This is a genomic window from Mesorhizobium sp. LNJC394B00 (genome assembly GCF_000502555.1).
Classification (GTDB): domain Bacteria; phylum Pseudomonadota; class Alphaproteobacteria; order Rhizobiales; family Rhizobiaceae; genus Mesorhizobium.
In genome coordinates this window covers 1,093,789-1,117,800 of sequence record NZ_AYWH01000002.1, presented here as the reverse complement: position 1 = coordinate 1,117,800, position 24,012 = coordinate 1,093,789, and the positions used below count along the sequence as shown (strand labels likewise).

Here is a 24,012-nt window from a genome sequence, read left to right as displayed (position 1 = left end):
AACGAGATGTCCGTCTGTGCCCGTGACAATCGCATCTTGCGATCCGCTGGATCCGATCAGCGGATGCTCCGGGTTCGGGGTGTCAGGTCAAGCGGCGCCATTTGCACGGATGGCGGCGAACCAACCACCATGGCGGGGGCGCCAGATTGCTCACCACGTTGGCTCTCTACTTCGCGGCTCATACCTTGTTGAGCAGCTTGCATCTCCGGAACGGTGAAAACCGGCACCTCGCCCTTGAAACCCTGGAGCTCAAAGGCGCCCGCCTGGACGACCGGCATCGATGCTCCTGCCGCAAAGCCGGGTCCAAGCACCAGGGGGATGCCCAGCTTCTTGGTCGTCGATTCGAGCCGTGCCGCGCGGTTCACGGGGGAGCCGATCGCGGTGTAATCGAAGCGCCGTTCGGAGCCGAAATTGCCTACCGAGCAGATGCCGGTCTCGATGGCGACGCCGATTTCGATGGAGCGATGGCCATCCGCGGTGAAGGCGGCGTCTTCGCGCCTCACCCGCTCGATAAGGGCCAGGCCCGCGTCGAGCGCACGCTCACGATGATCGGGTTGATCTAGCGGTGCGTTCCAGAAGGCCAGCACCGCATCGCCCATGAACTTGTCGATGGTGCCGTCGCGCTTGAGGATCTCATCGGTCGCAATGCCGAGGAAATGGTTGACCACCTTGGCGATCTCTTGGGTGTCGAGCTGTTCGCTCATGGTCGTGAAGCCACGTATGTCGCTGATCAAAATGGTGATCTCGCGCTTCTCGCCGGACAGGATTGCCTCGGTGTCCGAGCTTGCGAGGCGCTGCACCACGGAGGGCGACAGATATTGGGAGAACTGTCGCGTCAGGGTGGACCGGCGCTGCTCGCTGCGCCTGTAGAGGACATAGCCTTCGAAGCCCGCAACCATGATGGTTGCAAGCGCCGGCTGCAGCGGGTCATAGAGTGCACCCTGCAGGCTGTACTCGAGAGCGCCGAACACGAACGGCGTGACGGCCAGCAGCGCCAGGGAGAGGGCGCCAAGCACGACACGCCCGGCGAGCACTCCGGAAACCCCGATGAAAACGACGGCACTGAGGAGAAACCAGAGCCGCTCGAGCATACGCGCGTGCGCTGGCTCTGCCAGGAAGCGCCCGGCAAGCATCTGGCCGATCGCATCGGCGTGGATCTCCGCTCCTGGTCGCGCTGGACTCGTCGGCGTGGGCAGGTACTGCGTCAGGCCCACAGCCGACAGGTCGACAATGGCGATGGCGTCCCGCAGCCGCGGATCGCCATGGCCCGAAAGGATAGTGCTGGCAGACAGGCGAGGCGTGTCCGTGGCGGTTTCCCAGAGGCGGATGCTCCCCTCCGGCTCGAGCGGCACAATGGCGCCTGCCATCCTGAGTGCGTCGAACCCGGCTGCATTCATCCGGGCTGTGTAACCGTCCTGTCCAGCGTAAAGGCGCAGGAGCTCGAGTGCGAAAGACGGCCACAGCTGCGCGCGTTGAGGGGTATTGCGAAGCCAGAGCAGCGGCACATGGCGCAGTACGCCGTCGGGATCGGGCAAGGTGCGAATCACGCCGAGGCCTGCGGCGGCGTTCGAGAATTCGGCAAGCGACCCGGTAAGACCGGTGAAGCCGGGAAGTGTATCGGGTACTTGCCCGACGATCGACCAGCCGGCTTTGGGTTCTGCTTCTGAAACCGTCGCTTCATTGCCCAGGCTGACGGCAAGCGCCGTTCGATTTTTGGACAGCGCCGCTGCCAGGCGCTTGTCTCCGGCCATGCCCTCAGGCGAGGTGTCAGCCTCGGGGAGTACCAGCGCAAGCCCGACCACCGCCGCGCCGGATTGCGTGATGCCATCGACCAGATCGGCCAAGAGGCCACGGTTCCAGGGCCATCGCCCATGTGCCTTGAGGCTGTCGTCGTCTATCGAGACGATCACGACAGGATTGCTCGTCGCCTGACGTGGGGCGAGAAACTGATAGAAGTCGTACGTCCGCTCACGCAGGCGCGACAACGGCCCGTCAAAAGCCAAATGGCAAGCGAGCAGCAGGAGCACGACCACAAGGCCGGATATTTTGCGTCTGCCGGCTTGCCGCCAATCAGCCCAGCGCCTACCGACCGAGTGGCTCATCTCGTGCAGCCAGGCCTAATCGCAGTTGTAGTAGTAGCAGCAACCCTCACCCTCACACTCGCCCCGCCGCCCCCCGCTGCCCGCAGGTGGCGTTGGGCTGTCAGGGAATTCCATGACCACTCCTGGCAGTGCGCCGTCCCTGGACCCGCAGACTTTGAGCGAGGAGCCTAGAGCCGACGCACAAATTGCGCTTACGTCCAACCCAGGACCCGGTGCGCCCGGCAGGCCGGTTCCCGCTATCCGGTCGATACTGTCCAAGATCGGGAAGGCGTCGATGCCGCCGTAGCCGGCCAGAAGCTTGCCATCGTCCGACGTGCAGGCGTAGCCCGGGTTCGTGATGACCAGCCGTTTGCCATTGATCGTGCAGGTCATGCGGCCGGCGCGCAATATGCCGACGGTCTGGCCGGCTGCCACCAGCACTTCGATGATGCCGCCTCTCGCTCCGAGCACCATGTGCGGCGTCGCAACCTGCATGACGCCCCCTTTCGAAACCTGGCCGCCATAAAAACGGGCCAGGCCGCTGTTCATCCCGATGTCGATCTTTCCCGACCCGGAGCCCGGATTGTAGACGAACTCATCGATCGTCAGGCTGGTGTTTGGACCAATTTTGGCGCTCGATTCATCCCGGAACACCAGCATTCCGAGACCGGTGGGATTGCTGCGCAACTGGTCGCCGAGTTCGACGCCGGCGCCAACGTTCATCGTCCCGCCGTTATTGCGGACGATGATGGTCTGGTAGGCCGTCATCGACCCGACCGTCTCAGCAGCGGATGGTGCCGCGAAGGCGAGGCAGGCGACAAAAATGACGATCTGATGATACCTCATCGCGGCCTCTTTCAATTGAGCGTCAACGTATAGCTCATGAGCATTTCGAACGATTTTCGGTCGCGGTTGGCGAGGGCGAAGTTGGTTTTGCGGTAGGCGAGATCGACGCTGATCTTCTGCGCTTCCGTCAGCTGAAAATCGCTTTCCGAGGCAATGCGCCAGAAGTCGCTCTTGATATTTGTGCCGATGCCGACGGACAGATCGGGAGTGTCGCTGTGGCCGGCCGATAAGGCGATCTGGTGCGACCATGCGAAAAAATCCGGTACGTTCATCAACAGGCCGCCATAGCGGACCTCGCCCGTATAGCTGCGGCTGATTTCGCCCGATCCGGAAGCGAAGTCATTCGAGCCGACAAAGCGCAAGCCGAGCGCCTGGCCATTGCGGAAGCGGTAGCTGCCGCCTGCCTCATAGAAGACCCTGCTATCCGCGAAAATGCCTTGCGAGGCGCTTAGATCGATGTAGCCGCCACCGGCGAAGAGCGTCGTCTCGACCGTCGGGCGAACGACGAAACGTCCACTGAGGCCGATACCGGTTTCGTAAATGTCGCTGTCGAAACGATCCGTAACGGTGAACGCGGAAAGCAGCAGGCGCAGCGAATCGATCCCGCTGTTGGGCAGTCCCTTGTCCCAGGTTACCGCTGCGTTGCCGTGGATAAAAGTCTTCTCGCCACCCGGAACCGACAGGTCTTCCGTGAAAAGACGCTCAGTCGCGGTCAACGACCCCGAAAGAACGAGCGCGTCGGCACTTGGCGTGCCGAGGTCCCACCGCACAAAACCTTCCGCCTGCCCGTAAGGCGAGACGAAGCTGTCGTCGTCCTGCGCCCCGCCTGGCTCAAAATCGGTGAATGCGCTGAATACGCCGCCGGTCAGGGCGAGTTCCCAGGTGACGCCACGCAACGCGCGCTCGATGCGGGCGAGCAGGCGAACAGCTTCCTGTTGCTCACTTGCGGTCAGACCTCCGACTTCGATGCCGTACTGCACCTGCCGCCGGGCCAATTCATAGGACCCGACATGATAATATAACCGGCTGGCCGCAAGCCGGGCGCGCGCATCGCGCGGGTATTGGATCAGATACTGCTCGATCGAGGAGATCGCCTGATCGTATTGCCCAGCGTTGACCGCAACCGTGACGAATTGGGCGAGCGTCCCATTGTCGGCCGGACTGGCGATGCGGGCCGCAAACGCATCGTCATAGGCCCCAAAAAGACCTTGTGCGCCGGCCGGCAACACGCCGGCACAAAGCAGCGCTGCGGCGACGCCGAAGATCGTTCGAAACGAAGATTGCATGCCGAGAACCCACCCCAAACCCGACTAGTGCGAGAGATTTAGCACGACTGCAAGAAAAAGGCGACTGAACGGTCGCCGGACTTATGCGAGTCCTCAGCAGCTGTTGCAGCTGCGCAACAAGATATCGGGTTTATTCCTATTTCGGATGCGCTGATTGTCAAAAACTCTTCTCGACATTGCTGCACGTGATTGAAGTATTTGGCCCAAGGCTTAACAAACTCAAATCTCATCAGTAGTGGATCGCACAGCCGACAAGATTAATATTGGGTGGGCGATTCTGCGTATCTGGTCACCAGGCTTCAAGGTCACCCACGGCTTCTCCAAAGGCCTTCCGTCGCGTTTCGCAAGAGGCCGGAGAGCTGCCGGAAGGTGCTTCTCACGAGGCGTGTGCGATTCGGCCCGGGTCTTGCAATTTCTTTGAACGCGAGGTCAGCTCATTGCCCGGACTCCCAGGGACGCGTCACCGCACGCAGCTTGCTAGTCTAGAGCACGAGCATGGTTGCCAGCCCCAGCATCAGGCCCATGCCTACAATATCGGTCACGGTGGTGAGGAAGATCGCCGAGGCGACCGCCGGATCGGCGCCTACCCGGCGCAGGCCCAACGGGATCAGCACGCCGGAGATGCCGGACATGAGGCACGATCCGGACATGGCAAGCAGGATCACAAGTGCCAGCATCGGCGCCTGCGCCGCCGACGCCGGTTGCCTCGAGGCATAGAACCACATCGCCGCAGCCGCAACAACGCCGACGAGCGCGCCGTTGGCGGCCGCGAGCGCGCCTTCTCTCATCACCAAGTGCAGCTTCGGTCGTTTGTCCACATCCCCCAGGGCAAGGCCACGCAGCGTCATAGCCAGTGCCTGGCAGCCGGTGTTTCCGCTCTGCCCGGCCAAGACTGGGAGAAACGCCGCCAGAGCGACGATCTTCTCGATCGTGCCTGTGAACGAACTGACCACGAATGCGGCCATGAAGGCCGTCAGGAGATTCAACTGCAGCCACGGATGACGCTTCAGGAAGGCTGAAAACAGCGGCGTAAAAGAGCGCTCCTCCTTCTGGAGGCCTACCATCTGTCCAGACTGGGCGGAAATCTCGATGATTTGCTGCTCGAACAATCGCCAGCCGCGAACCTGCCCGAGCAGCCGGTTCTCCGCATCCACCACCGGATAGACAGGATAGTGACGCCGTACCGCCGCTTTGCATGCGTTACTCAAAGAGAGACCGACATCAAGAGCGAACGGCCTGGGCAGCATGATGTGATCGACAATCGCGTCTGGTTCGCTCAGCATCAGATCGCGCAGGACCGCCAGGCCAACCAGTTTATTGCCCTTGTCCGTAACGTAGAGATAAGTGAGCTCGGTCGGCACCTGGGCGCCTCTGACAGCTTCCACTGCGGCAGCAACCGTCGTCCCGACAGGAACGCTGGCGGGGATCGGGTCCATCACCTCGATGAGCGACTCGGGGATCGCGAAACCCATCTCACTATCATGAGAGCTGATGGGCCGCATATGCTGTGGCAAATGCTCGGCCACCTTACGGGCGTGCCCGTCAGGCAACAGCTTTAGTGTGTCGCGGATGAACTCGGGAGACTCTTTAGCGAGCAATTCAGCTGCGTCATCAGGTGCTCGAGCACGCAGCGTGCGCACCAACTTCTGAACGCCGGTCTCTTCGTTCATTATGATATGGCCCCGCAATTGAAAGTGAAAAAGTAGTGAAGTATCGGATCGCACCGGGGCGGAAATACGACAGCTTCTTCCGGCCCCAGCAGTCCGCCTTGTGGTTCTCGCAAGCGCCGCCTGCACCCTCCTAGCTTGAGAAGGCAAAGCAGACGTCTACATTTTGGGCGTGCCTTCGGTCAGATCAGCACGCGAGTGTCCGCGCTATTTCCCTCGCTTTTCAACCTTTAGATTTGGGAGGTCGGGTCGCTTGGATACCACACCGGCCTCCTTCAAGGCGGTGTATCCAACCTTTTTGAGGAGCTTCTCTGTTTTGGCGCGCTCCTTGTCCAGAGCGGTATCACCTTTGACCTTGGGCATCCGTCCTCCATTTGGTCGTTGTCGTTCGCCGGTAAATGAGATTGCCGGAAATGTCCCGCAGTGTCGTGCTTTGCCCCCTGGCCGAGGACTGAATTGAGGCGCTTTGCCGCCCGGCAGCCTTTGGCGGGAAGCGGACGGGCGGGCTATTCCTGCTGGAATTGACAGGGCCAATCTTCTGGCCTCGTCATGCCAGAAGGCAACTCGGTCCGGGCGTCCCCGCAAGCCATGTTGAGCTGCCACTGGGACAGACCCGCCGAATTGGATAGATCGAGGCCCTCGATACGGGTCAGAAAGAAAAAAGCGCCGTCAAAGTCTATCGGTGCGGTGAACTTCGCTCCTCGGAAGTCCGCCCGCGCGAGATTGGCAAACGAAAAGTGGCTGCCGCTGACATCGGCGTCATGGAACTGTGCACGCCCCAATTCCGCCTTTGTGAAATCAACATTGACCAGATTGGCGTCCTGGAAATTCGAGCGCTGCACTTCCGCGCCCGTAAACACGGCGCCCTGCGCGTCCATATGGCTGAAGTCGGTCCTGTACGCCTCGATTTTGTCGAACCGGGCGCCTTTGGCGGTCGAGCCGGCCAGGGAAGCGCGCACAAGCGTTGCCTTCTCAAAATTTGCCGCAAGGAGATTGCTGTTCCTGAGGTCGGTCGAAGTGAAATCAACACCGAACAGGTTTGCCCCGCTCAGGTCCTGTCCTTCTAGGATGAGAAGCTTTTTGTCACACTCCTGCCAATTGACGCCAGGCGTCGCGGCTGCGTAGCAATCTTGAGCGGCGGTGGCGTTTTGCCAAGCCAATACAGTGCAAACCGCCAGAACCAAGCCGGATCCGCCGTAAGCTCTGGTTCGTCTCAAAGTCATTGTCGCTGGACCCCTCTGCTACTCGTCGACAATCAGCCTTACCACATCTGCTGACACTCGAGCCACGGTAACGACCGCCGTCACAGTTGCGCATCAACGATCCGCCGATAGCCAGCAGCAGCTTGCGGAACTCATCGAGAGGTGGGGAAAGGCTTTGACGGCAGAGCGCTTTTTCGCGGATGCGATCACAAAACAAAGAGTTCGGCGTAAGCCGTGAGTTATTGGTGGGCCCGGAGGGCGAACGGAAATTGTTGATTTTGCTGAATTTTGGTGGGCCAAAATCTGAAAGGTTCCCGTGTCATTCCGTATGCTCCCGCGACCCCAAACTGCCGACCATAGCTGACCTCGTTTTGCAAACGTTGGGAGATAGGGTCCAGAACCGCGGAAATGGGGGCGGTTGCAGATCGGCAGCTGTGGCAACAGCGCGCGACCAGCTGACGGTCTAGCGCCTCGATATGGCCGATGAGACTCGGGAAGTAACAAACAAGCGGCAGCTTGCAGGCAGTTGTAATCGGTGGAATGGATTTACGAGTCGAGGCGCCGGACCAGGACGGGCTCACTTGCCTCGAAGTTCAGCCTGTTGGAATGGCGCGGAAGAACGAGTAGCGGTATCTAACGAGCCGGCGGCCCCTCGATGTTTGACCGCTCGTCCTGCAACTCTCGTATGTCGTCCCGCAAAGTGGTGGCGCTACCGACCACTTCGTTCCGCATTGTTTAAACAGCGTATGACTCGTTACAGTCAAATTTTTTTCTGAGCTGCGAAAGGCCGACACTAGAACCGTCAAAAAAATTACGCTTTTGATTTTAACGGAAAATCGCCGCAAGAAATATTTTGAGGTTTCACCAGCTATGGGCTCAATCGAGCGATTTTTGGACCTTGCGGCATTCGATGGCCTACAGAACCGCCTCAAAAAGTACCGTCACCTCTTCGGTTGACCCAGTCGTTGATCGGCCGTCATACGAGCCCTATGCTGGCACGCTGGCCAGTGAAGCAGTCGCCGGCGTTTATTCGCCGGCTCAGGGATTTATGCCCACGCTTCAGGTCGAAGAAAGGCAGGGGTGTCCGTTCCAGGCTCTTGGCAGGCGGGCTAAGATTATCCTGCCGATTGTAGCTGCCACCAAGATGTTGTCGGTCACCTCGCTGAAAAAGTACACCCAGAAATAGTCAAGCCATCAGGAGCAAATAGGTCATAAGGTGGCCTTGCGGTCCTCCTTCCCGGAGCGGTTTCGCTTGCCTGTTCAAACTCGGACGGCTGTTACTCAAAAACCGCAGTGGGTATTTTATGTGCCATTTTTGCGACATTCTATAGAATTTTGCTTGAATTTAGCGTTTTAGCGGTCACTAAATCAATAAGTGCTCCCATATTTTGCAAATTTGTGAACAATCACGGTTGAGTTGTAACGCCTGGCAATAATGGCGCAGGGGAACGTTGGGGTGGGGTGAAATGAATACGACATCTATGTCGGCGATAGGCAAGCGCCTCGGCCTGCTGACGACGGTCGCCATATTGAGTTGTGGGAATGCTCACGCGCTCACTCTCCAGGAGGCGATGGCGGTTGCGGTGGAGTCCAACCCCGAAATTGGCCAAGCGATCGAAAACCGCGAAGCAATCGAATTCGAGCTACGCCAAGCGAAGGGACTTTATCTTCCCAGCGTCGATGTCGAGGCGTCGGCGGGGGTTCGTCGTCTCGACAATTCCTCCCGGCGTTCGCTGTCCATAGAGGATGACGCGCTCTATCCGGCGGAAGCCGATGTCGTTGTCACGCAGACGCTTTATGACAGCGGCGCAAGGCGGGCGGAACTGAACCGTCAGGCGTCGCGGGTCGACGGCGCATCGTTCCGGGTGCTGGAACGGTCTGAATTCATTGGACTGTCTGTCGTCCAGGACTATCTCGAATACATGCTGCAGGCGTCGATCGTTTCAGAAGCGAAGAAGAATCTGGGCTTTCACCAGGCAATCCTCGGCGACATCCGGCAAGGTATTGCAGGCGGGGCGTTGAACGAGGCTGATCGCCAGCAGGCCGAGGAGCGGCTGTTCGCTGCCAAGGCACGTATGCAGGAGGCGACCGAAGAACTGGAGGCTTCCAAGATACGGTTCTTCAAGACGGTCGGTAAGCCGCTGACCAACGCGTCAAGGCCGAGCGATGTCTCGAGCGCGCTGCCAAGGTCGCTCGACGACGCGCTAGGGCTGGCGCGACAGAACAATCCGCGCGTCCACATGGCCAACAGCGATATCGACGCCGCCGCCTCCCTGGTGGATGCGGCGCGGGCGAAATTCGGGCCCTCCGTCATCGCCGAAGGCCGCGCCCGCGGCGGCTATGACATCGACGGCGACGATGGCGACGCTAGCGACCTGCAGGCGCGGCTGGTGCTGCGCTGGAACCTCTATCGCGGCGGCATCGACAAAGCCAACGAGCAAGAGCAGGTCCGCCGCACCAGCGAGCAGCGCCTTGTGCTGCACCAGGTTCTGCGCGAGATCGAGGAAGCCGTCCGTACGTCATGGGATCGCCGCTTCCGGCAGGCCGATCTGGCAAAGACATTGAAGCTTCAGGCTGCCGCCAACGAAAGGCTGGTGGCGTCCTATCGCGAGCAGTTCAAGGTCGGACAGCGCTCGCTGCTCGACGTGCTCGACGCGCAGAACACGCGGTTCAACACAGCTACGCTTGCCGACACCGCATCCTACGCGTCGCTTTTCGCGCAGTACCGGCTGCTGGCGGCAACCGGGCAGTTGCTGAAGACCATGAATCTTCAGCCGGCAAAACAGGCCACCGCCTATGCCAAGGCCGAGTTCAATGCGCCTGAAACGGCCGACACCGAAACCTATGCGCGCACGCCGTCGGAGCAGACGAACGATCTGCCTTTCGACATCCTCGCACCGGTAAGAAAGAAGTAGGAAGGTCAAGGACGAACGATAGTCCTGCGGGCCGATCGTGAACCCACAACCCAAAATCCTCTCCCCAAAAGAGGCGTTCAAGGCCTGCTTCTCCGCTGTTGCCGGGTACCTCGGCAGGCCGAGTTCCGAGACCGTGCTGTTTGCCGGCGTGCCGCTGTCAGACACCCGCATCGATATCGACGCCATCCGGCATCTTGCCGAACGCATCGGTCTTGAAATCACGGAATTCAGCCATCGCGACTTTCTTCGCGGACGCATCGACCTTCCCGCCATTCTGTTTCGCGTCAGCCAGTTGCCGGTTGCGCTGCTTGCCCAGACCGAGGACGGTGGATTTACGACCGCTCCCCAGGAAGACGGGCGCACGACAATCAGCAAATCCGAGTTTTCCGGAAGTTATATTAGTGGCGGCGTTTCCTTCTCGATAACCTATGCCAACGCAGTAGAGGCAATGAGCGTCGGTTCGGCGGCCAAGATCGAGCGGCGACATTGGCTGACCGGCACGATGGGGCCGTTCTGGCGCACCTATTCGAAGGTCATCCTGTCGGCGGTATTCATCAATCTGCTGGCTCTTGCCTCACCGATCTTCACCATGAACGTCTACGACAGGATCTTGCCGAACAAGGCGATATCGACGCTCTGGGTGCTGTCGATCGGGATCGGCGCGGTCATTCTGTTCGACCTGCTCTTGAAGACCGCCAGAGCGTCACTGATCGACTATGCCGGGCGCAAGGCCGATCTTCGCATCTCCTATATGCTTTTCGAGAAGGTGCTGAACTCGTCCTTGTCGGCAAGGCCCGGCTCAACCGGCGAATATGCAAATCGGGTGACCCAGTACGAGTTCGTGCGCGAGTTTTTCACGTCGAACACCATCAGCGTCTTCATCGACACAGCCTTCGTCTTCGTCTTTCTTCTTGTCATCTATGCGATAGGCGGTTGGCTGGTCGTCATACCGGCCATTGCCTTTGTCGCCTCGGTGATCGTCGGGCTGATCACGCAACGGCGCATCGGCAAACGCGTTGCCGCTTCCATGAACGAGGCTTCGCAGCGCCAGGCCCTGCTGGTGGAATCCATCTCCACGCTGGAAACGATCAAATCGCTGCGGGCAGAGGCGTACCTTCTGCGAAAATGGGCGGAGCATTCCAAGAACGCATCCAACACGTCCGAGAAGATCAAACAGCTTTCGGCTGCCGCCGGCAACATAACGCAAGCCATCCAGCAGATGGTCACCGTCGCTTTGATCGTGGCCGGCGCCTATGCCTTTTCGGAAGGGCATGTCTCGACCGGCGCCATCATCGGCACCGTCATGCTGGCGGGCCGGGCGGTGGCCCCGCTTGGGCAGATTGCGATCACCTTGTCCAGACTTCGCCAGGCGATGCTGTCCCTGCGAATGGTGAATTCGATCATGGCGCAGCCTGAGGATCGGCCGGACACGGTTGGTTTCGTCAACCGCCCCATTCGCAACGGTGCAATGGCATTCAGGAATGTCGGCTTTGTCTACCCGGGTTCCGAAAACGAAGTGCTGACCGGCCTGAATTTCTCGGTGAAGCCCGGTGAGCGGATTGGCATCATCGGCCGCATAGGCTCGGGAAAGACGACCATGGGGAGGCTGATCGGCAGGCTTTTCCTGCCGACCTCCGGCGAGCTGCTGCTGGACGGGATCGACATCCGCCAATACCACCCATCTGAGGTTCGCGCCGCGGTCGGGATCGTCGCGCAAGCCAACGATCTGTTTTCCGGCACCATCAAGGAAAATCTCCTGATGGCGTGCCCGGAGGCGACCGATGAGCAGATCGTCGAGGCGGCCAAGGCTGCCGGCGTCGACGACTTCGTCTCCCGCCATCCGCGAGGCTACGACATGAATGTCGGCGAGCGCGGCACCAATCTCTCGGGCGGTCAGAGGCAGACAATGGCAATTGCCCGCCTGTTGCTGACCAAACCGAAAATCGTGTTCCTGGACGAGCCGTCCGGCTCGATGGATCTGGCTTCCGAGCGCCAGCTGATCAAGCAGCTCAAAGTGGCTTTCGATCGCAACACGACCCTGATCGTATCGACGCACCGCTTCAGCATGCTCGAGCTGGCCGACCGCCTGATTGTCATCGAGCAGGGCAAGATCGTTGCCGATGGACCGAAAGACCAGGTGATACAGGCGCTGCAGAAAACAAGCGCCTGACCGAACAGAATTACCGAGTTAATTCAACACATTGGAGCGTTGGAAATGCTAGCCAGGGAAGACCGTCCGCCGCTTTTTGCGTCGGCTTCGATATTCATTATCGGAGCGCTTTTTGCGAGTTCGGTAGCCTGGGCATCCTTCGCCGAGGTCGATGAAATCGCACGCGGCGACGGCAAGATCATACCGGCGTCGAAGACCCAGATCATCCAGGCCAGCGAGCCGGGCGTGGTTCAGGAAATCGCCGTGACGATCGGTCAGGTCGTCAAGAAGAATGACCTCATCATTCGTCTCGACAACACCTTCAACACTTCCAGCCTTGGCGAGCAGCAGGCCAAGGCGCGGGCATTGCAGACGCGCATTGCACGGCTCAAATTCGAACAGACCGGAAGTCTAGAGGGCGCGTTTCCCTGCCCGCCCGAGATCCAGAAGGTGGCGCCGGAAATCTGCGACAACGAGCAGAAGCTGCTAATCGCGCGGCGCGACAACTTCGAAGTCAAACTGTCGGTTCTCAAGTCGCGCCTCGATCAGCGTGAGAAGGAACTCGACGAAGCCAACGCCAATGCCGATCGCCTCACCAAGAACCTGGCCGTCAGCGACCAGGAGGCGAAGCTGGTCGAAGCGATGGTCAAGAAGGGCCTGATGGCGCGAACCGAGCAGCTCCGCGTCGAGCGCGAGCAGACCGAGCTCAATGGTCAGCTGACGCTTGCCGGAGAGACCATCAAGAAAGCCAGGTCTGCCATCACGGAAGCCAAGCTTCAGGTCGACGAACTTGGCCTCCAGCTGCAACAGGAAGCGCTCAGCGATCTGACGCAGGCGCTGGCCGATCTCTCGGTGGTGGACGAGACGATACGCGGTGCCACCGACAAGGTGGCGCGTACCGATATCCGTTCGCCTGTCGATGGTATCGTCAACACGCTTGACATCAACACGGTCGGCGCCTTCGTCCAGCCCGGCGCGGTCGTCGCGGGTATCGTGCCGACGTCCGAGACCCTGCTGGTCGAAGCCCGGGTCTCACCGCGGGACGTCGCCTTCATCCGGCCGGGCCAGGATGCCCTGATCAAGGTGACCGCCTATGACTTCTCGATCTTCGGCGGCATCGAAGGCAAGGTCTCGAACATCACTGCCGACAGCCTGGTCGACCAGAAGACCGGCGAACCCTATTATCAGGTCCGTGTCGCCACCGACAAATCGACCCTGACACGCGACGGCAAGACCTATTCGATCATCCCCGGCATGATCTGTTCGGTCGACATCAAGACCGGACGCAAAACGATTCTCACCTACCTTATGAAGCCGATCAACAAGGCGCGAGAGGAGGCAATGAGTGAGCGATAGCGCGGTCTCCCTTCCTGCCGACCGGCTGCTGCCACCGCTGGCGGCAGAGGATTTCGGACTGGAGTTCCGGGTTGTGGCGCGTGGCGGCATGCGCCGCGGCATTCGTCTGGAACGGGCGTTCTGGACATCGCTGAAGCAGATGGCGGAAAGCCGCAAATGCACGATCGGCACACTGATCGAGGAAATTGCAGAGAGCCACGCCAACGCCGGGAACCTGACATCGGCAATCCGGGTGGCCTGTATGCTCGGACTGGCCGACGAGAACCTCACACTACAGAAGCTGGCGTCGATCAAAACCATCAACGCCATTCTCGTCGCCTGTCCCTCGCCCGCCTTTGCCCTGGCATCGTCGAAGAAGATCCTGACGTTTAATGCGCCGTTCCAGCAACTGGTGCGGCGGCAATTGCCGGTGGCGCCGAACGAGGACGCGCGCCAGGATCTCAAGCTGGCGCTGGACCTCAATGTCGCCGACATATTCGCCAGGCTCGACGCCAATGGCGAGACGCCGGTCGCGACCGGTTTCGTCATAGGCGCCGGCGACCGCCGCTACCGCGGTCAACTGAGCGCGGTGCGGGCGCCGGTGGTCGAGCCGGAACTGCTGATGGCGTTCGTCTTCGGCGGCTAGAGCAATTCCGGGAAAAATGTGAGCGGTTTCCGTGGAAAATTGCGTCAAACAAGAGATAGAGCGCTCAAGACTCTCTGATGGGAGCTTACGGCTGCACACCTTCACCAGGCGCGACCGTCGAAAGGCCGCCCTTGATATCGGCTATTTGAGCAGAACCGGTCTTCGAGCCATGGATCCACGCGCGATCGGTGCTGAACGAATAGAGCGGCACGTAGGTCGGCAGGTCTGTGTCGCGCGAAACGACATTGCTCAGGCTGTCGAGAATGAAGACGCCGCTGCCGGTGCTGACCGACAGCACGGCATGAAAGAAACCGCGCTTGCGATCCTGCAAGACGACCAGCGACATGCTCTGCGCCGGGATGCCTGCATGCAGCAGCGCGGCCATCTTGAGGATGGCGAAATCCTCACAGTCCCCTGCCCGCCGCTCAAGGATTTCCCGGGGCTTGGCCCAGTAGTCGAGCTTGCCGTAGACCACGCTGTCCTTCTTGTAGGCGATGGCGCGATTTATACTTGAGTTGACAAAGGACAGCTTGTCGATGAAGCGCTTGTCCCGGGCTGCCTTGACGATTCCGGCAAAGGCAATGTTCTTGCGTTCGCACGCGCTGTCCGTGGTGCAGTCGACAATTGCCTTGTAGACCGGCGCCCAGCGCGCCGAGACCGGGAAATTGCGCATCGACAGGGCCACCGAACCGAACACGCCGGGAATGATCGCCGCCGTCTGGATCGGGTCGATCCCGGCGTCGTCCTGCGCAAGCGCAGAATCACGCTTTTCATCAACGGCAACAGGACCATAGCTGCCAAAAAACATGCCGATCCGGTAGGCTGAAACGGGCTGCACTGGTTGCGGCCGAGCCAGCGAAACGCCGCCGAGACTGGACGGGGTTTCGACAGCCGCCAGCACCCCAGCGACAGCGCCGGCATTCACGGCAACTGCTCTCGCGGAGGATGGCTGCGGCAGGCCTGTGATCGCCACTGCCAGCAGGAAGAGTTTGAGCCCGGTTATTCCCAGGGCAGATTTTTCTTTTTTCATAACGCCCACCTTTGACTGTGGACGCTACCAATCTTGTCTCAAATTACTGGAAAGGAAGGTGGATAAGTTTCTTGCAATCGAGAACGTCTATTTTGTGTAAAACTTTATTCAAATTTATACTTCTGTTTACCAACCCAGCTCAACCGGCGTACATCAAACGAGACGCAGCGCGGCCAATGTATATCAGGTTATATCTTTCGGGTTTACCACGTGTAAAAAATGCCGAGACGTGCATATCCGAATATATGAAATTGATTGCGGGATAGTTGCAAAACAGAAGTCGTCGTTGTCTCTATCCGGGAAATGCCGGAGGGGTTTGGCGATGACGACCAGTAACGATTTGGATACCGTCTCGAATTCTTGGGACGAGCACTCTTCACATGAACATGGTGGCTCGCCAGCGCAGGCAGGCATCCAGGTAGCGCAGGCCGCTCAGGCGGCGCCTGCCGAACCGGTGCCGGTCGATGTCGGCAGCGGCGCACCCGTCAAATCGGAAGCACCCGCGGAGGCGAAGGTGCCGGCGGCAGCCGCGCCGCATGAATATGTCGCCGACGCCAGCAATGTCGTGAAACTTCCGGCCGATGTCTCCATCGACAATATCAAGGTCGACGGCCACAATCTGTTGCTGGAGCAGGCCGACGGTTCGGTCATCGTCATCAAGGATGGCGCGCTCAACGTGCCGACCTTCATCATCGGCGATGTCGAGGTTCCGCGCGTGGCCTTGCTGGCCGCTCTTGAGGCGAGCCATGTCGATGTCGCCTTCGGTGCCGATGGTTCGATATCGGCTGGCCCCGGAGGTGCGAACCCAAGCGCGGGCGCAGACTTCTCCGTCCCCCCCGGTGGCATCGGCGACGGGTTTGACCTGTCGGCACTGTTGCCGCCCACGGCTCTGCAATTTGGGCTTCTGGATCGGCGTGAACTCTTCCCGTCTATCGTCGACAGAGGGGTTTCAGTGGTGGCCACATCATTGCTGGCCCCGGACGAGGCGGCCAGCGAAACCGGTCTTGACGCCAGCCAGGGCCAATCGCCGGGCAGCAACGCGCCGAGCAGCGAGGAAACCTCCGGTATCGGATCAATCACCATCGACGCACCGGATGGAATTGGGTCGATCGTCATCAACGGCGTCACCGTTACCGGCGTCAACCAGCAAATTCCGGGGCAGTTCGGCTACATCACGATCGTTTCCTTCGATCCGAACACCGGTGCTATCCAATATAATTACACTGTCACCGAGTCGGTTACCCATCAGAATCCAACAAACGGGTTTGATCCCAACGACACGGTTCCGGACAATTTCAGCATCACCGTCACGGATGTCGACGGCGATACGGCCAGCACAACCTTTGCCGTCGCCATCGTTGACGACGTGCCGACGGCGGTTGCCGATACCGACACTGTGACCGAAGGCGGCACGGTGAGCGGCAATGTGATCGCCGGGCTCGGCGGCGACGGCAATCCGGCCGGCGCCGACACCAAGGGTGCCGACGACGCTTCGGTGAGCGGCGCGACGGGTGCCGGGGCAACCACGGTAGTGGGTGGCGACTTCCATGTTGTTGGCCAGTACGGCACGCTGACGCTGAGCCCGGGCGGGACTTACAGCTACGTCGCCAATTCCAGCATCAGCAACGCATCGCCGGTGACGGATACCTTCACCTACACGCTGAAGGACGGCGACGGCGACACCTCGCAGACGACGCTGACCATCACCATCAACGATGGGACCGATCCGTCGGTGGTGACGAATGCGGTCATCGCGGTGGACGAAGAAGGGCTCGGCACTGTCAATGCGACCGGCAGCGCCGCCGCGACCAACGTCGAGGATGGCAGCGGAACGGTATCGTTCCATGCCGGTTCGGACAACATCACCGGGGTGGCGTTCACTTCGGTTGCCGGGATCACGGCGGACGTCAACGGGGTTGCCGGCGCCGACATCGTCTGGACGCTGGTCGACCCGACCCAGATCATTGGTTCTATCAACGGCATCGATGCCATCCGGATCGACCTTGTCGCGCCCTCGCTGCCGATTCTGGCGGGCACGGACGGATCCGCGACAGTCAATGTGACGCTGCTCGACAACTTCCCGCATCCGGACGCGGGTGGGCAGAATCTCATCAACCTGACCGGCATCAACGTGGTCGCCACCGATACGGACGGCGATCAGGCGACCGCAACGGTTCAGGTCAATGTTACCGACGACATTCCGGCTGCCGACAACGATGCCAACAGCGTGACGGAAGGGCTTGGCCATTCGACGAGCGGCAACGTGTTCGGTGCTGCCGGNGTGACGGATGCCACAGGCGACAGCGATGCCACCCCGGCCTCGATCGTCATCTCCATCGTCGACGACATTCCGGTTGCCGACAACGATGCCAACAGCGTGACGGAAGGGCTTGGCCATTCGACGAGCGGCAACGTGTTCGGTGCTGCCGGTGCAAGTGCCGGCGACGATGCCGACACCATCGGCGCCGATGGCGCCGCGGTTGGCGGTGCGGTGACGCGAGCCTACTTTGGCCTCGAAGCCAATGCCGCCGGCGCGACCTACACGACGATCTCGGGAGCGACGGTGATTGCCGGTACCTATGGCAATCTGACGCTGCACACCGACGGAACCTACACCTATGCGCTGACGACGGCGTCGATCCCGGCGGGTGTGACCAACGAGACCTTCACCTACGAGATCAAGGACGGCGACGGCGACACCGACCTTGCGCAGCTGGTGATCGGGCTCAACCAGGATCTGAACGTGCCGGAGACGACAGGCTCGACGGCCACCGTCTACGAAGACGGGCTTGCCGACGGCGTGCAGCATGGCGCGACCAGCGAGACGAAGACCGGCACCTTCACGGTTGACGGCAACAACGAAGGCTACACACTCACCCTCGACGGCGATGCCGGCGGTCCGGTGACGATCACGGCGGTGGGCAACCATGTCGACACCTCCAAGGGCGTGCTGACGATCACCTCGATCTCGGCGCCCGATGCCGGCGGTGTCGTCACCTACGGCTACAGCTACACGCTGACGGCCGCGCTGACCCATACCGGCCAGGGCGAGATCAATCCGCTCAGCGACACCATCACCATGGCGGTGACGGATGCCACAGGCGACAGCGATGCCACCCCGGCCTCGATCGTCATCTCCATCGTCGACGACATTCCGGTTNGGTGACGGATGCCACAGGCGACAGCGATGCCACCCCGGCCTCGATCGTCATCTCCATCGTCGACGACATTCCGGTGCTGAATTCGATCCAGAATGCAATCGTAGCTAATACGACTGGCACTGTTACCGGCCACATCGATGTTCAGTATGGAGCAGATGGGCCGAATGCCGGTTCCGCGCTGGTCATCACCAGCTACAATGACCTGGCTGGAATCGTCGAAGTTCTGTCAAACGGGGGTCAAACACTGACGGGCTTCATCGATACCAACAATGACGGCATCCATGACGCGGGCGAAACCCAGGAGTTTTTCAAACTTAACCTGAACGACACCGACAACACATATACCCTGACCCACACTGAGCGCCCTGTCGTCTCCATTCCACTTGACTTCAGCTCGGCAAGTGGCGGCGCAGGCGCAGAGACTTTGACGGTGCCCGCTGGCGCTTACGAACTGACGTTCAATGGCGGTATCTTCAACGGAACGACTTTGGTCGACCTGGGCGAAGGACAGCCAGGTGATAACGATGACGACGTTAAGCCGACGGGTACCGGTTTTGGCATAGGAGACACGACAGCCCAAACGACGATCGAGAACAACGAAGGTTTCTTTGTAAACGTCACATCAAACGGAAACCCCACAGTTGCGGACGCGTTGACATTTGAAATAGATCGAAATGGTGGTGGTGGCACCACCACCATGGTGGTCAACTGGCGCGCGTTCGACGCAGATGGAAATCTGATCTCAGGGGGCACCGGCTTTAACGCTGGATCGGGTTCTCAAACCTTTACAGTCGTGAAGTCGCCGAACACCGGGTTTGTCACTATAAACCCGCCCGGAGAATTCGCGACGATGGAAGTATGGTTTACCGGCCAGAGCGGTAGCGGAAACACCAGAATTGACGGCGTACAACTCGTTACGACTGTCATTCCTGAAGATCAGCCGCTCACCTTCGGTATTGCGGCGCAGGATGGGGATGGTGATGTAAGTGCGCCAGCTACGCTGAGCGTCCTCCTGCAGGGCGGCGAAGGTCCTGGTTATACGCTGCAAGGCACGGCAAACGATGAAATAATGACCGGAGGTTCCGCCAACGACACGATCTGCGGCGGTGGCGGTAACGATGTCCTTATTGGTGGCACCGGTGTCGATCAATTCCGGCTGGCGACCAACACAGGGACGGATACCATCAAGGACTTCGTGGTCGGGACGGACAAGATCGGCCTTCTAGACAACGGCTCAACCGGAGCCGGCAGCGTCAATTTCGCGGGGACGACCGGAACTTCCGCCGGCAATGCTCTCAATGCCAGCGACTTCGCGATCCGGGCATCGATCTCCGTTCTCACGGCCGGCGACTCGGCGCATATCGTCAGAATCGACACAGCGCAGACGTCGACCGAGATCGCGGCGGCGACAGCTGCGGTGGCAGCCAACACCTATGTGCTTGTCTTCAACTCGACCACCGGACACGGCGAACTCTGGTTCGACACGAATTGGAGCGACGCCCCGGGCCGCACGCAGGTCGCAACCTTCGACAACATCACCACGCAAGCGCAGCTTACCGCGCTCACCAACACGAATTTCGTCGTCTACAACAGCGCAACCGATCCGATCATCCTCGACCTCAACCATGACGGCTTCGCCTTCTCCGACCTCAACCACGGTGTCCAATTCGACATCAATGGCGATGGGCACAAAGACCAAGTTGCCTGGAACACGTCGAACGACGGCATGCTGGCCATCGACCTCAACCACGATGGCAAGATCGACGACGGCACCGAACTGTTCACGCCGAGCTTCGGCGGCGGCAACTTCGCCAGCGGCGCGGCGGCACTTGCCTCGCTCGACAGCAACCATGACGGCGTCATCGACCACAGCGACGCGGCATTCGACAGCCTGCTGATCTGGAAAGACGCCAACGCCAACGGCATAAGCGACGCCGGGGAGTTGTCGAACCTCGCCCATAACGATATTACTTCGATCAGCACGACAACGACCTCCGCTGTCGGCGAAATCGATGGGCAGACCGTGACCGGCAACGGAACCTTCCAGATGGCCGACGGGACGACCGGCAACTACGTCGAGGTCGAGCTCGACACTTCGCTCGCCGCCCCGGCGCAGCCGCCCATCGCCTCCGACGGCAGCAAGACCTTTGCCATCGGCTCGCTCGAGGTCGCCGACCTGATCGCCGACTTCCACGATGGCGACAAGATCGATCTTTCCTCCTTGCTCAAGGGCCTTGCCGGCGTCACCGATCTCGTAGGCGGCGGTTTCGTGGAGATCGCGCAGTCCTCGGCCAATGCGGCCAATGCCGAGGTCAAGGTCGATACCGACGGCGGCGGCGACAACTATCATACGGTCGCCGTGCTGGAGAACTACACATTCCACAGCGCCGCCGATGCGGTCAAAATACTCTACGATGACAGCCACGGCACCAAGACGGACGTGGCCTAAGGGGCGAAAGGGACGGGGTGAGGAGCATGAACAGAATTTTGCGAGTGGCTTTCGGGGCCGGGCTGCTGTCGATGTGCGCGACAGGACTTCAGGCCGCCGACATCATCGAAGGGCCGGTGGCCGACTATTGCAGGACCGTCGGCACGTCGAACCTGGTGTTGAACGACAACATCGTCGATCTCAAGGCCCAGGTGGTCAAGCTGATGGACGAGTCGGTGGCCGTCGCCAACAGCTCGGAATGGATCAATTCGTCCCGCCCCGCCTTCGTCTGGGCATCGGAAGCCAAGGTCGCCTGCGGCATGGCCTACGGCTACCTCAAGACGAACTACAAGGACGAGGACACGCTTAACAAGTGCGAGTGCTTCCACGACCGCATGGTCGAGTACATGAACTGACCGAAAGGGATCAAGTCGCGCCGACAGGCTGACGATGATCACCCATGGAAGATTGTCGAGAGCGATTGCCGGAGCGATCGCACTCGCCGTTTTTGCCCCTGAAGCCCGCGCCAACTGGCTGGAACGACCTGCCCTCGAGCAGCAAGCTCCGTCCGGCTCGACGCGGCCCGCCCGCTGCGACGCCGCGCCGGAATGGACGCGCGAGACATTCAAGGCGTTCGCGACGTGCCAGGCATCGCTCTACGGCCTGGAGCCGGTGCTGGCGCACGCGGTGATGGAGATCGAAAGCGGATTCGATCCCGATGTGCACGGCGCCGATGGTGAAGTCGGGTTGATGCAGGTGATGCCGGCGACGGCGCGAATGCTCGGCTTTCGCGGTTCGCTCGACGAACTCGCGGTCCCTGCGACCAACATCGCGCTCGGCGTCAGATATCTGGCGCAGGCAAACAGCCTTGCCGCAGGCGATCTTTGCACGACCGTCATGAAATATCGCGCCGGGCACGGTGAAACCCGGTTCTCTGAACTTTCGGTCCGCTACTGCCGGCATGCGCGCGCAATCCTGGCGAGAGAAGGTTTTGCGGTGGCCGGCCCGCTACCGGTGGCGACGTTCGGCTTCTCCGCATTCCCGACAGCAGGAGACGATGGTGCCCCTGCCCCGGCGAGGCGGATTTGTGTGCGCCGACTGTTCGTGCCGGGCCCGCGATACATGAAATGCACCGACTATCGAAGCGCCGGGCAAGCCAGAATGATCAAGGCGCTCCGGGCAAAACTTTTCGACGGCTGAGCCATAATCCAGCAATTGCAAAGACGGCGAGGCAAGTCTGCCGTAAGATGAACGGATGAGACCGGGACAAATACCCGGCGGGATATGAGGGAGGCATCATGGATTCTGGCCGGCAGCGACACGGTTCGTGGACGTGGGCGATCGTCTTTGCGTTAGCGGGCATAGTGTCGGGCTGCCAGTCGAAAGGCAGCGTCTCGGACGCGCTCGACCAGGCGGCGATCGCCGCACCCGGAGCGCCGGCCGCCGGCACCGCTGCCAGCCCGGCCCAAGCCACGCGATCGCTCGGCACCGGGTCGACGAAGGTCACGATGCTGCTGCCTTTGTCGGCCCCGGGAGTCGCCGGCGAAAACGGCCGGAAGATGCTCGATGCGACCAAGCTGGCGATGGCCGACCTTGGAAATGTCCTGCTCACGGTCACGGTCGAGGACACCAAGGGCGACAGCGCGCACGCCAGCGAATTGGCTGTGAAGGCGATCACCACTGGAACCAAGATCGTCATCGGCCCGGTCGAACTCGCGGCCGCGCAGCACATAGCCAAGCTCTCGGGATCGAAGCGACCGCCGGTGCTGGCGCTGGCCGACAATTTCGCCGGCGGCCCGGGCGTCTATGCGGTGCGCCTCAACGAGGCCGACAGCGCGGCCGCGGGCGCAGCCGGCCTGGCGGCCAAAGGCAGCAAGAAGTTCGTGTTGCTCGTCGCGGCAGGAGCGAATGCCGGCGCGGTTGAAACGCGGGTCGCCAACAGCCTCAGCATCTATGGCGCGACGCTCGCCGTCACCATTCCGTATCCGGCCGGCGATGGCGGCACCAAAGTGGTCAATGATATGGGCTCGCTGGTCGAGGCTCCCGATGCCATCATCATCGCCAGCGGCGACGACAATCCGGCGCAGATCCTTGCGGCGCTCAAAACGAAAGGCATTCCTGGAAAAGCAGTCGCCGTCATTGGAACCAACCGCTGGCTGGAACATCCGATGGAGCCGCTGTTTGAGAGCTCCTACATCGCCACGCTCGACCCAACCGAAACCGGCCCGATCGCCGACCGCTTCAAGACGACCTACAATTATCCAGCCGACGCCAATGTCGCCTACGCCTATGATATGGTCGCCCTGACAGCAGGAATTGCAAGTTCGGCCGGGCCTGACGGCTTCAGCAAGCAGGTGCTCGAAAATCGGAGCGGATTTCGCGGATCGACCGGCCTGTTCCGGTTTCGGGCGGATGGCTCCAGTGAGCGATCCATGCCCTTCTACCAGGTTCGAAAAGGTGCACTCAAGCTGGTCGCCAAATCGACATCGGGGTATTGAGGGGCAAGGAACCTTGCTTGAGTTGATGGGCTGGCTGAGGCACAATCGCTTGATATTGCTCGGAAGCCTGCTGCTCCTGTCCGGGGTCTTGTTGATAATCCGGGCCGCCGATCTGCTTCCCATCGATCGGCCGATACCAGCGCCGCGTCAATCCATCGACGATAGCCAGCCAATGCGACCAGTTGCGACCGTCGCCAATACGCCATGGCGAGGACGGGCACGCAAGATTGCTCAGGACCTTATCGCGCCGCCACAGCTTGATTCGGCGCAAATCGAACGGGTCGAGCCGCGCCCGCCGCTCAGCGACCTTGGTCTGGCCGCGCCTGCAGGGATGCGAATGCCAAAGGATTGGCCAGGGGTCTTGCTTTACCAACCGGTTGCCACCTCGTCGGCAACCTTCGAATCCATGGGGCGCAAGGTAGTCATCAGCGGGATCCAAGGCATTGACCTGGATGAGACCTGTTCCTTTCGTGGCATCGCCTGGCCTTGCGGCCAGCGTGCGCGCGCGACGTTCAATTCCTGGCTGCGCGGCCGGGCGCTGAAATGCGTCGTGCCGCCGGAAATCGATCGTTTTGCCATTGCGGCACCGTGCAGCTTGGGCAAGCAGGATGTCGGCGCGTGGCTTGTTTCCAATGGCTGGGCGACGGCCTTGGCGAGTGGCATCTATGGCAAGGCGGAGGCAGTGGCCAGAGACGCGCAGATGGGGATATTCGGCCCGCCGCAATAGCCGATAATTCGGTGTCGTTGCTTTTGCCGCCGTAGCCTTGC

At 60.6% G+C, this 24,012-nt stretch carries 18 protein-coding genes; 11 read left to right on the top strand and 7 right to left on the bottom strand.

What is annotated here, in order from left to right; genetic code table 11:
* Positions 1 to 56: 56 nt before the first annotated feature.
* From X751_RS154195 to X751_RS154215, 6 genes are all read right to left on the bottom strand, one after another.
* Positions 57 to 2,027, bottom strand: a complete 1,971-nt coding sequence (locus tag X751_RS154195; protein ID WP_196814981.1) for an adenylate/guanylate cyclase domain-containing protein — start codon at positions 2,025 to 2,027, stop codon at positions 57 to 59.
* Positions 2,028 to 2,117: 90 nt separating this feature from the next.
* Complete coding sequence (locus X751_RS154200; RefSeq protein ID WP_031247047.1) at positions 2,118 to 2,942, bottom strand: FecR domain-containing protein; 825 nt, start codon at positions 2,940 to 2,942, stop codon at positions 2,118 to 2,120.
* Positions 2,939 to 4,153, bottom strand: coding sequence for a tetratricopeptide repeat protein (locus X751_RS154205; protein WP_198022435.1), 1,215 nt, complete (start codon positions 4,151 to 4,153; stop codon positions 2,939 to 2,941). Before X751_RS154205 ends, X751_RS154200 begins: the two co-directional genes overlap by 4 nt.
* 542 nt (positions 4,154 to 4,695) lie before the next feature.
* Positions 4,696 to 5,883, bottom strand: coding sequence for a magnesium transporter (locus X751_RS154210; protein ID WP_023744457.1), 1,188 nt, complete (start codon positions 5,881 to 5,883; stop codon positions 4,696 to 4,698).
* A 204-nt stretch (positions 5,884 to 6,087) separates the two neighbouring features.
* The gene (locus X751_RS1000000166920) at positions 6,088 to 6,243 is read right to left on the bottom strand and encodes a hypothetical protein (RefSeq protein ID WP_023681074.1); all 156 of its coding nucleotides are present in this window, start codon (positions 6,241 to 6,243) and stop codon (positions 6,088 to 6,090) included.
* A 143-nt stretch (positions 6,244 to 6,386) separates the two neighbouring features.
* On the bottom strand, positions 6,387 to 7,103 hold the full coding sequence (locus tag X751_RS154215) for a pentapeptide repeat-containing protein (RefSeq protein WP_023744456.1): 717 nt from the start codon (positions 7,101 to 7,103) through the stop codon (positions 6,387 to 6,389).
* 889 nt (positions 7,104 to 7,992) lie between these two features.
* On the opposite strand from X751_RS154215, the gene X751_RS154220 reads away from it, so the two are divergent.
* The 5 genes from X751_RS154220 to X751_RS154240 all read left to right on the top strand — a co-directional run bounded on the left by X751_RS154220 (position 7,993) and on the right by X751_RS154240 (position 14,127).
* Positions 7,993 to 8,268 (top strand): hypothetical protein, encoded by a 276-nt coding sequence (locus X751_RS154220; protein WP_023744455.1) that lies wholly within the window; start codon positions 7,993 to 7,995, stop codon positions 8,266 to 8,268.
* Between the two features lie 280 nt (positions 8,269 to 8,548).
* Positions 8,549 to 9,997 (top strand): TolC family protein, encoded by a 1,449-nt coding sequence (locus X751_RS154225; RefSeq protein WP_023744454.1) that lies wholly within the window; start codon positions 8,549 to 8,551, stop codon positions 9,995 to 9,997.
* Positions 9,998 to 10,034: 37 nt separating this feature from the next.
* Positions 10,035 to 12,167: a type I secretion system permease/ATPase gene (locus tag X751_RS154230; RefSeq protein WP_023691465.1), complete on the top strand. Its 2,133-nt coding sequence runs from the start codon at positions 10,035 to 10,037 to the stop codon at positions 12,165 to 12,167.
* A gap of 45 nt (positions 12,168 to 12,212) precedes the next feature.
* A complete protein-coding gene (locus tag X751_RS154235) occupies positions 12,213 to 13,502 on the top strand; it encodes an HlyD family type I secretion periplasmic adaptor subunit (RefSeq protein ID WP_023744453.1) in 1,290 nt (429 codons plus the stop codon).
* Complete coding sequence (locus tag X751_RS154240) at positions 13,492 to 14,127, top strand: ribbon-helix-helix domain-containing protein (RefSeq protein ID WP_023744452.1); 636 nt, start codon at positions 13,492 to 13,494, stop codon at positions 14,125 to 14,127. The genes X751_RS154235 and X751_RS154240 overlap by 11 nt, the downstream gene beginning before the upstream one ends.
* A gap of 85 nt (positions 14,128 to 14,212) precedes the next feature.
* Here the strand turns inward: X751_RS154240 and X751_RS154245 are convergent, their stop codons facing one another.
* Positions 14,213 to 15,157, bottom strand: coding sequence for a transglutaminase-like cysteine peptidase (locus X751_RS154245; protein ID WP_023744451.1), 945 nt, complete (start codon positions 15,155 to 15,157; stop codon positions 14,213 to 14,215).
* A 322-nt stretch (positions 15,158 to 15,479) separates the two neighbouring features.
* Between X751_RS154245 and X751_RS154250 the strand changes: the two genes are divergently transcribed.
* The 6 genes from X751_RS154250 to X751_RS154275 all read left to right on the top strand — a co-directional run bounded on the left by X751_RS154250 (position 15,480) and on the right by X751_RS154275 (position 23,971).
* Entirely contained in the window at positions 15,480 to 18,323 is a 2,844-nt protein-coding gene (locus tag X751_RS154250; protein ID WP_023744450.1) for a VCBS domain-containing protein, read from the top strand.
* Positions 18,320 to 20,767: a type I secretion C-terminal target domain-containing protein gene (locus X751_RS154255; protein ID WP_023744449.1), complete on the top strand. Its 2,448-nt coding sequence runs from the start codon at positions 18,320 to 18,322 to the stop codon at positions 20,765 to 20,767. Before X751_RS154250 ends, X751_RS154255 begins: the two co-directional genes overlap by 4 nt.
* A gap of 71 nt (positions 20,768 to 20,838) precedes the next feature.
* On the top strand, positions 20,839 to 21,162 hold the full coding sequence (locus X751_RS154260) for a hypothetical protein (protein WP_198022444.1): 324 nt from the start codon (positions 20,839 to 20,841) through the stop codon (positions 21,160 to 21,162).
* Between the two features lie 34 nt (positions 21,163 to 21,196).
* Positions 21,197 to 21,946 (top strand): transglycosylase SLT domain-containing protein, encoded by a 750-nt coding sequence (locus X751_RS154265; RefSeq protein WP_023744447.1) that lies wholly within the window; start codon positions 21,197 to 21,199, stop codon positions 21,944 to 21,946.
* 98 nt (positions 21,947 to 22,044) lie between these two features.
* A complete protein-coding gene (locus X751_RS154270) occupies positions 22,045 to 23,244 on the top strand; it encodes an ABC transporter substrate-binding protein (RefSeq protein ID WP_023736104.1) in 1,200 nt (399 codons plus the stop codon).
* A gap of 13 nt (positions 23,245 to 23,257) precedes the next feature.
* The gene (locus X751_RS154275) at positions 23,258 to 23,971 is read left to right on the top strand and encodes a thermonuclease family protein (protein WP_245260260.1); all 714 of its coding nucleotides are present in this window, start codon (positions 23,258 to 23,260) and stop codon (positions 23,969 to 23,971) included.
* Positions 23,972 to 24,012: the final 41 nt, after the last annotated feature.

Bases quoted from the DNA above. Each gene is read 5' to 3' on its own strand.
- X751_RS154210 (WP_023744457.1), bottom strand. From the start codon at position 5,883: ATGAACGAAGAGACCGGCGTTCAGAAGTTGGTGCGCACGCTGCGTGCT.
- X751_RS1000000166920 (WP_023681074.1), bottom strand. From the start codon at position 6,243: ATGCCCAAGGTCAAAGGTGATACCGCTCTGGACAAGGAGCGCGCCAAA.
- X751_RS154215 (WP_023744456.1), bottom strand. From the start codon at position 7,103: ATGACTTTGAGACGAACCAGAGCTTACGGCGGATCCGGCTTGGTTCTG.
- X751_RS154220 (WP_023744455.1), top strand. From the start codon at position 7,993: ATGGCCTACAGAACCGCCTCAAAAAGTACCGTCACCTCTTCGGTTGAC.
- X751_RS154225 (WP_023744454.1), top strand. From the start codon at position 8,549: ATGAATACGACATCTATGTCGGCGATAGGCAAGCGCCTCGGCCTGCTG.
- X751_RS154235 (WP_023744453.1), top strand. From the start codon at position 12,213: ATGCTAGCCAGGGAAGACCGTCCGCCGCTTTTTGCGTCGGCTTCGATA.
- X751_RS154245 (WP_023744451.1), bottom strand. From the start codon at position 15,157: ATGAAAAAAGAAAAATCTGCCCTGGGAATAACCGGGCTCAAACTCTTC.
- X751_RS154260 (WP_198022444.1), top strand. From the start codon at position 20,839: ATGTGCGCGACAGGACTTCAGGCCGCCGACATCATCGAAGGGCCGGTG.
- X751_RS154265 (WP_023744447.1), top strand. From the start codon at position 21,197: ATGATCACCCATGGAAGATTGTCGAGAGCGATTGCCGGAGCGATCGCA.
- X751_RS154270 (WP_023736104.1), top strand. From the start codon at position 22,045: ATGGATTCTGGCCGGCAGCGACACGGTTCGTGGACGTGGGCGATCGTC.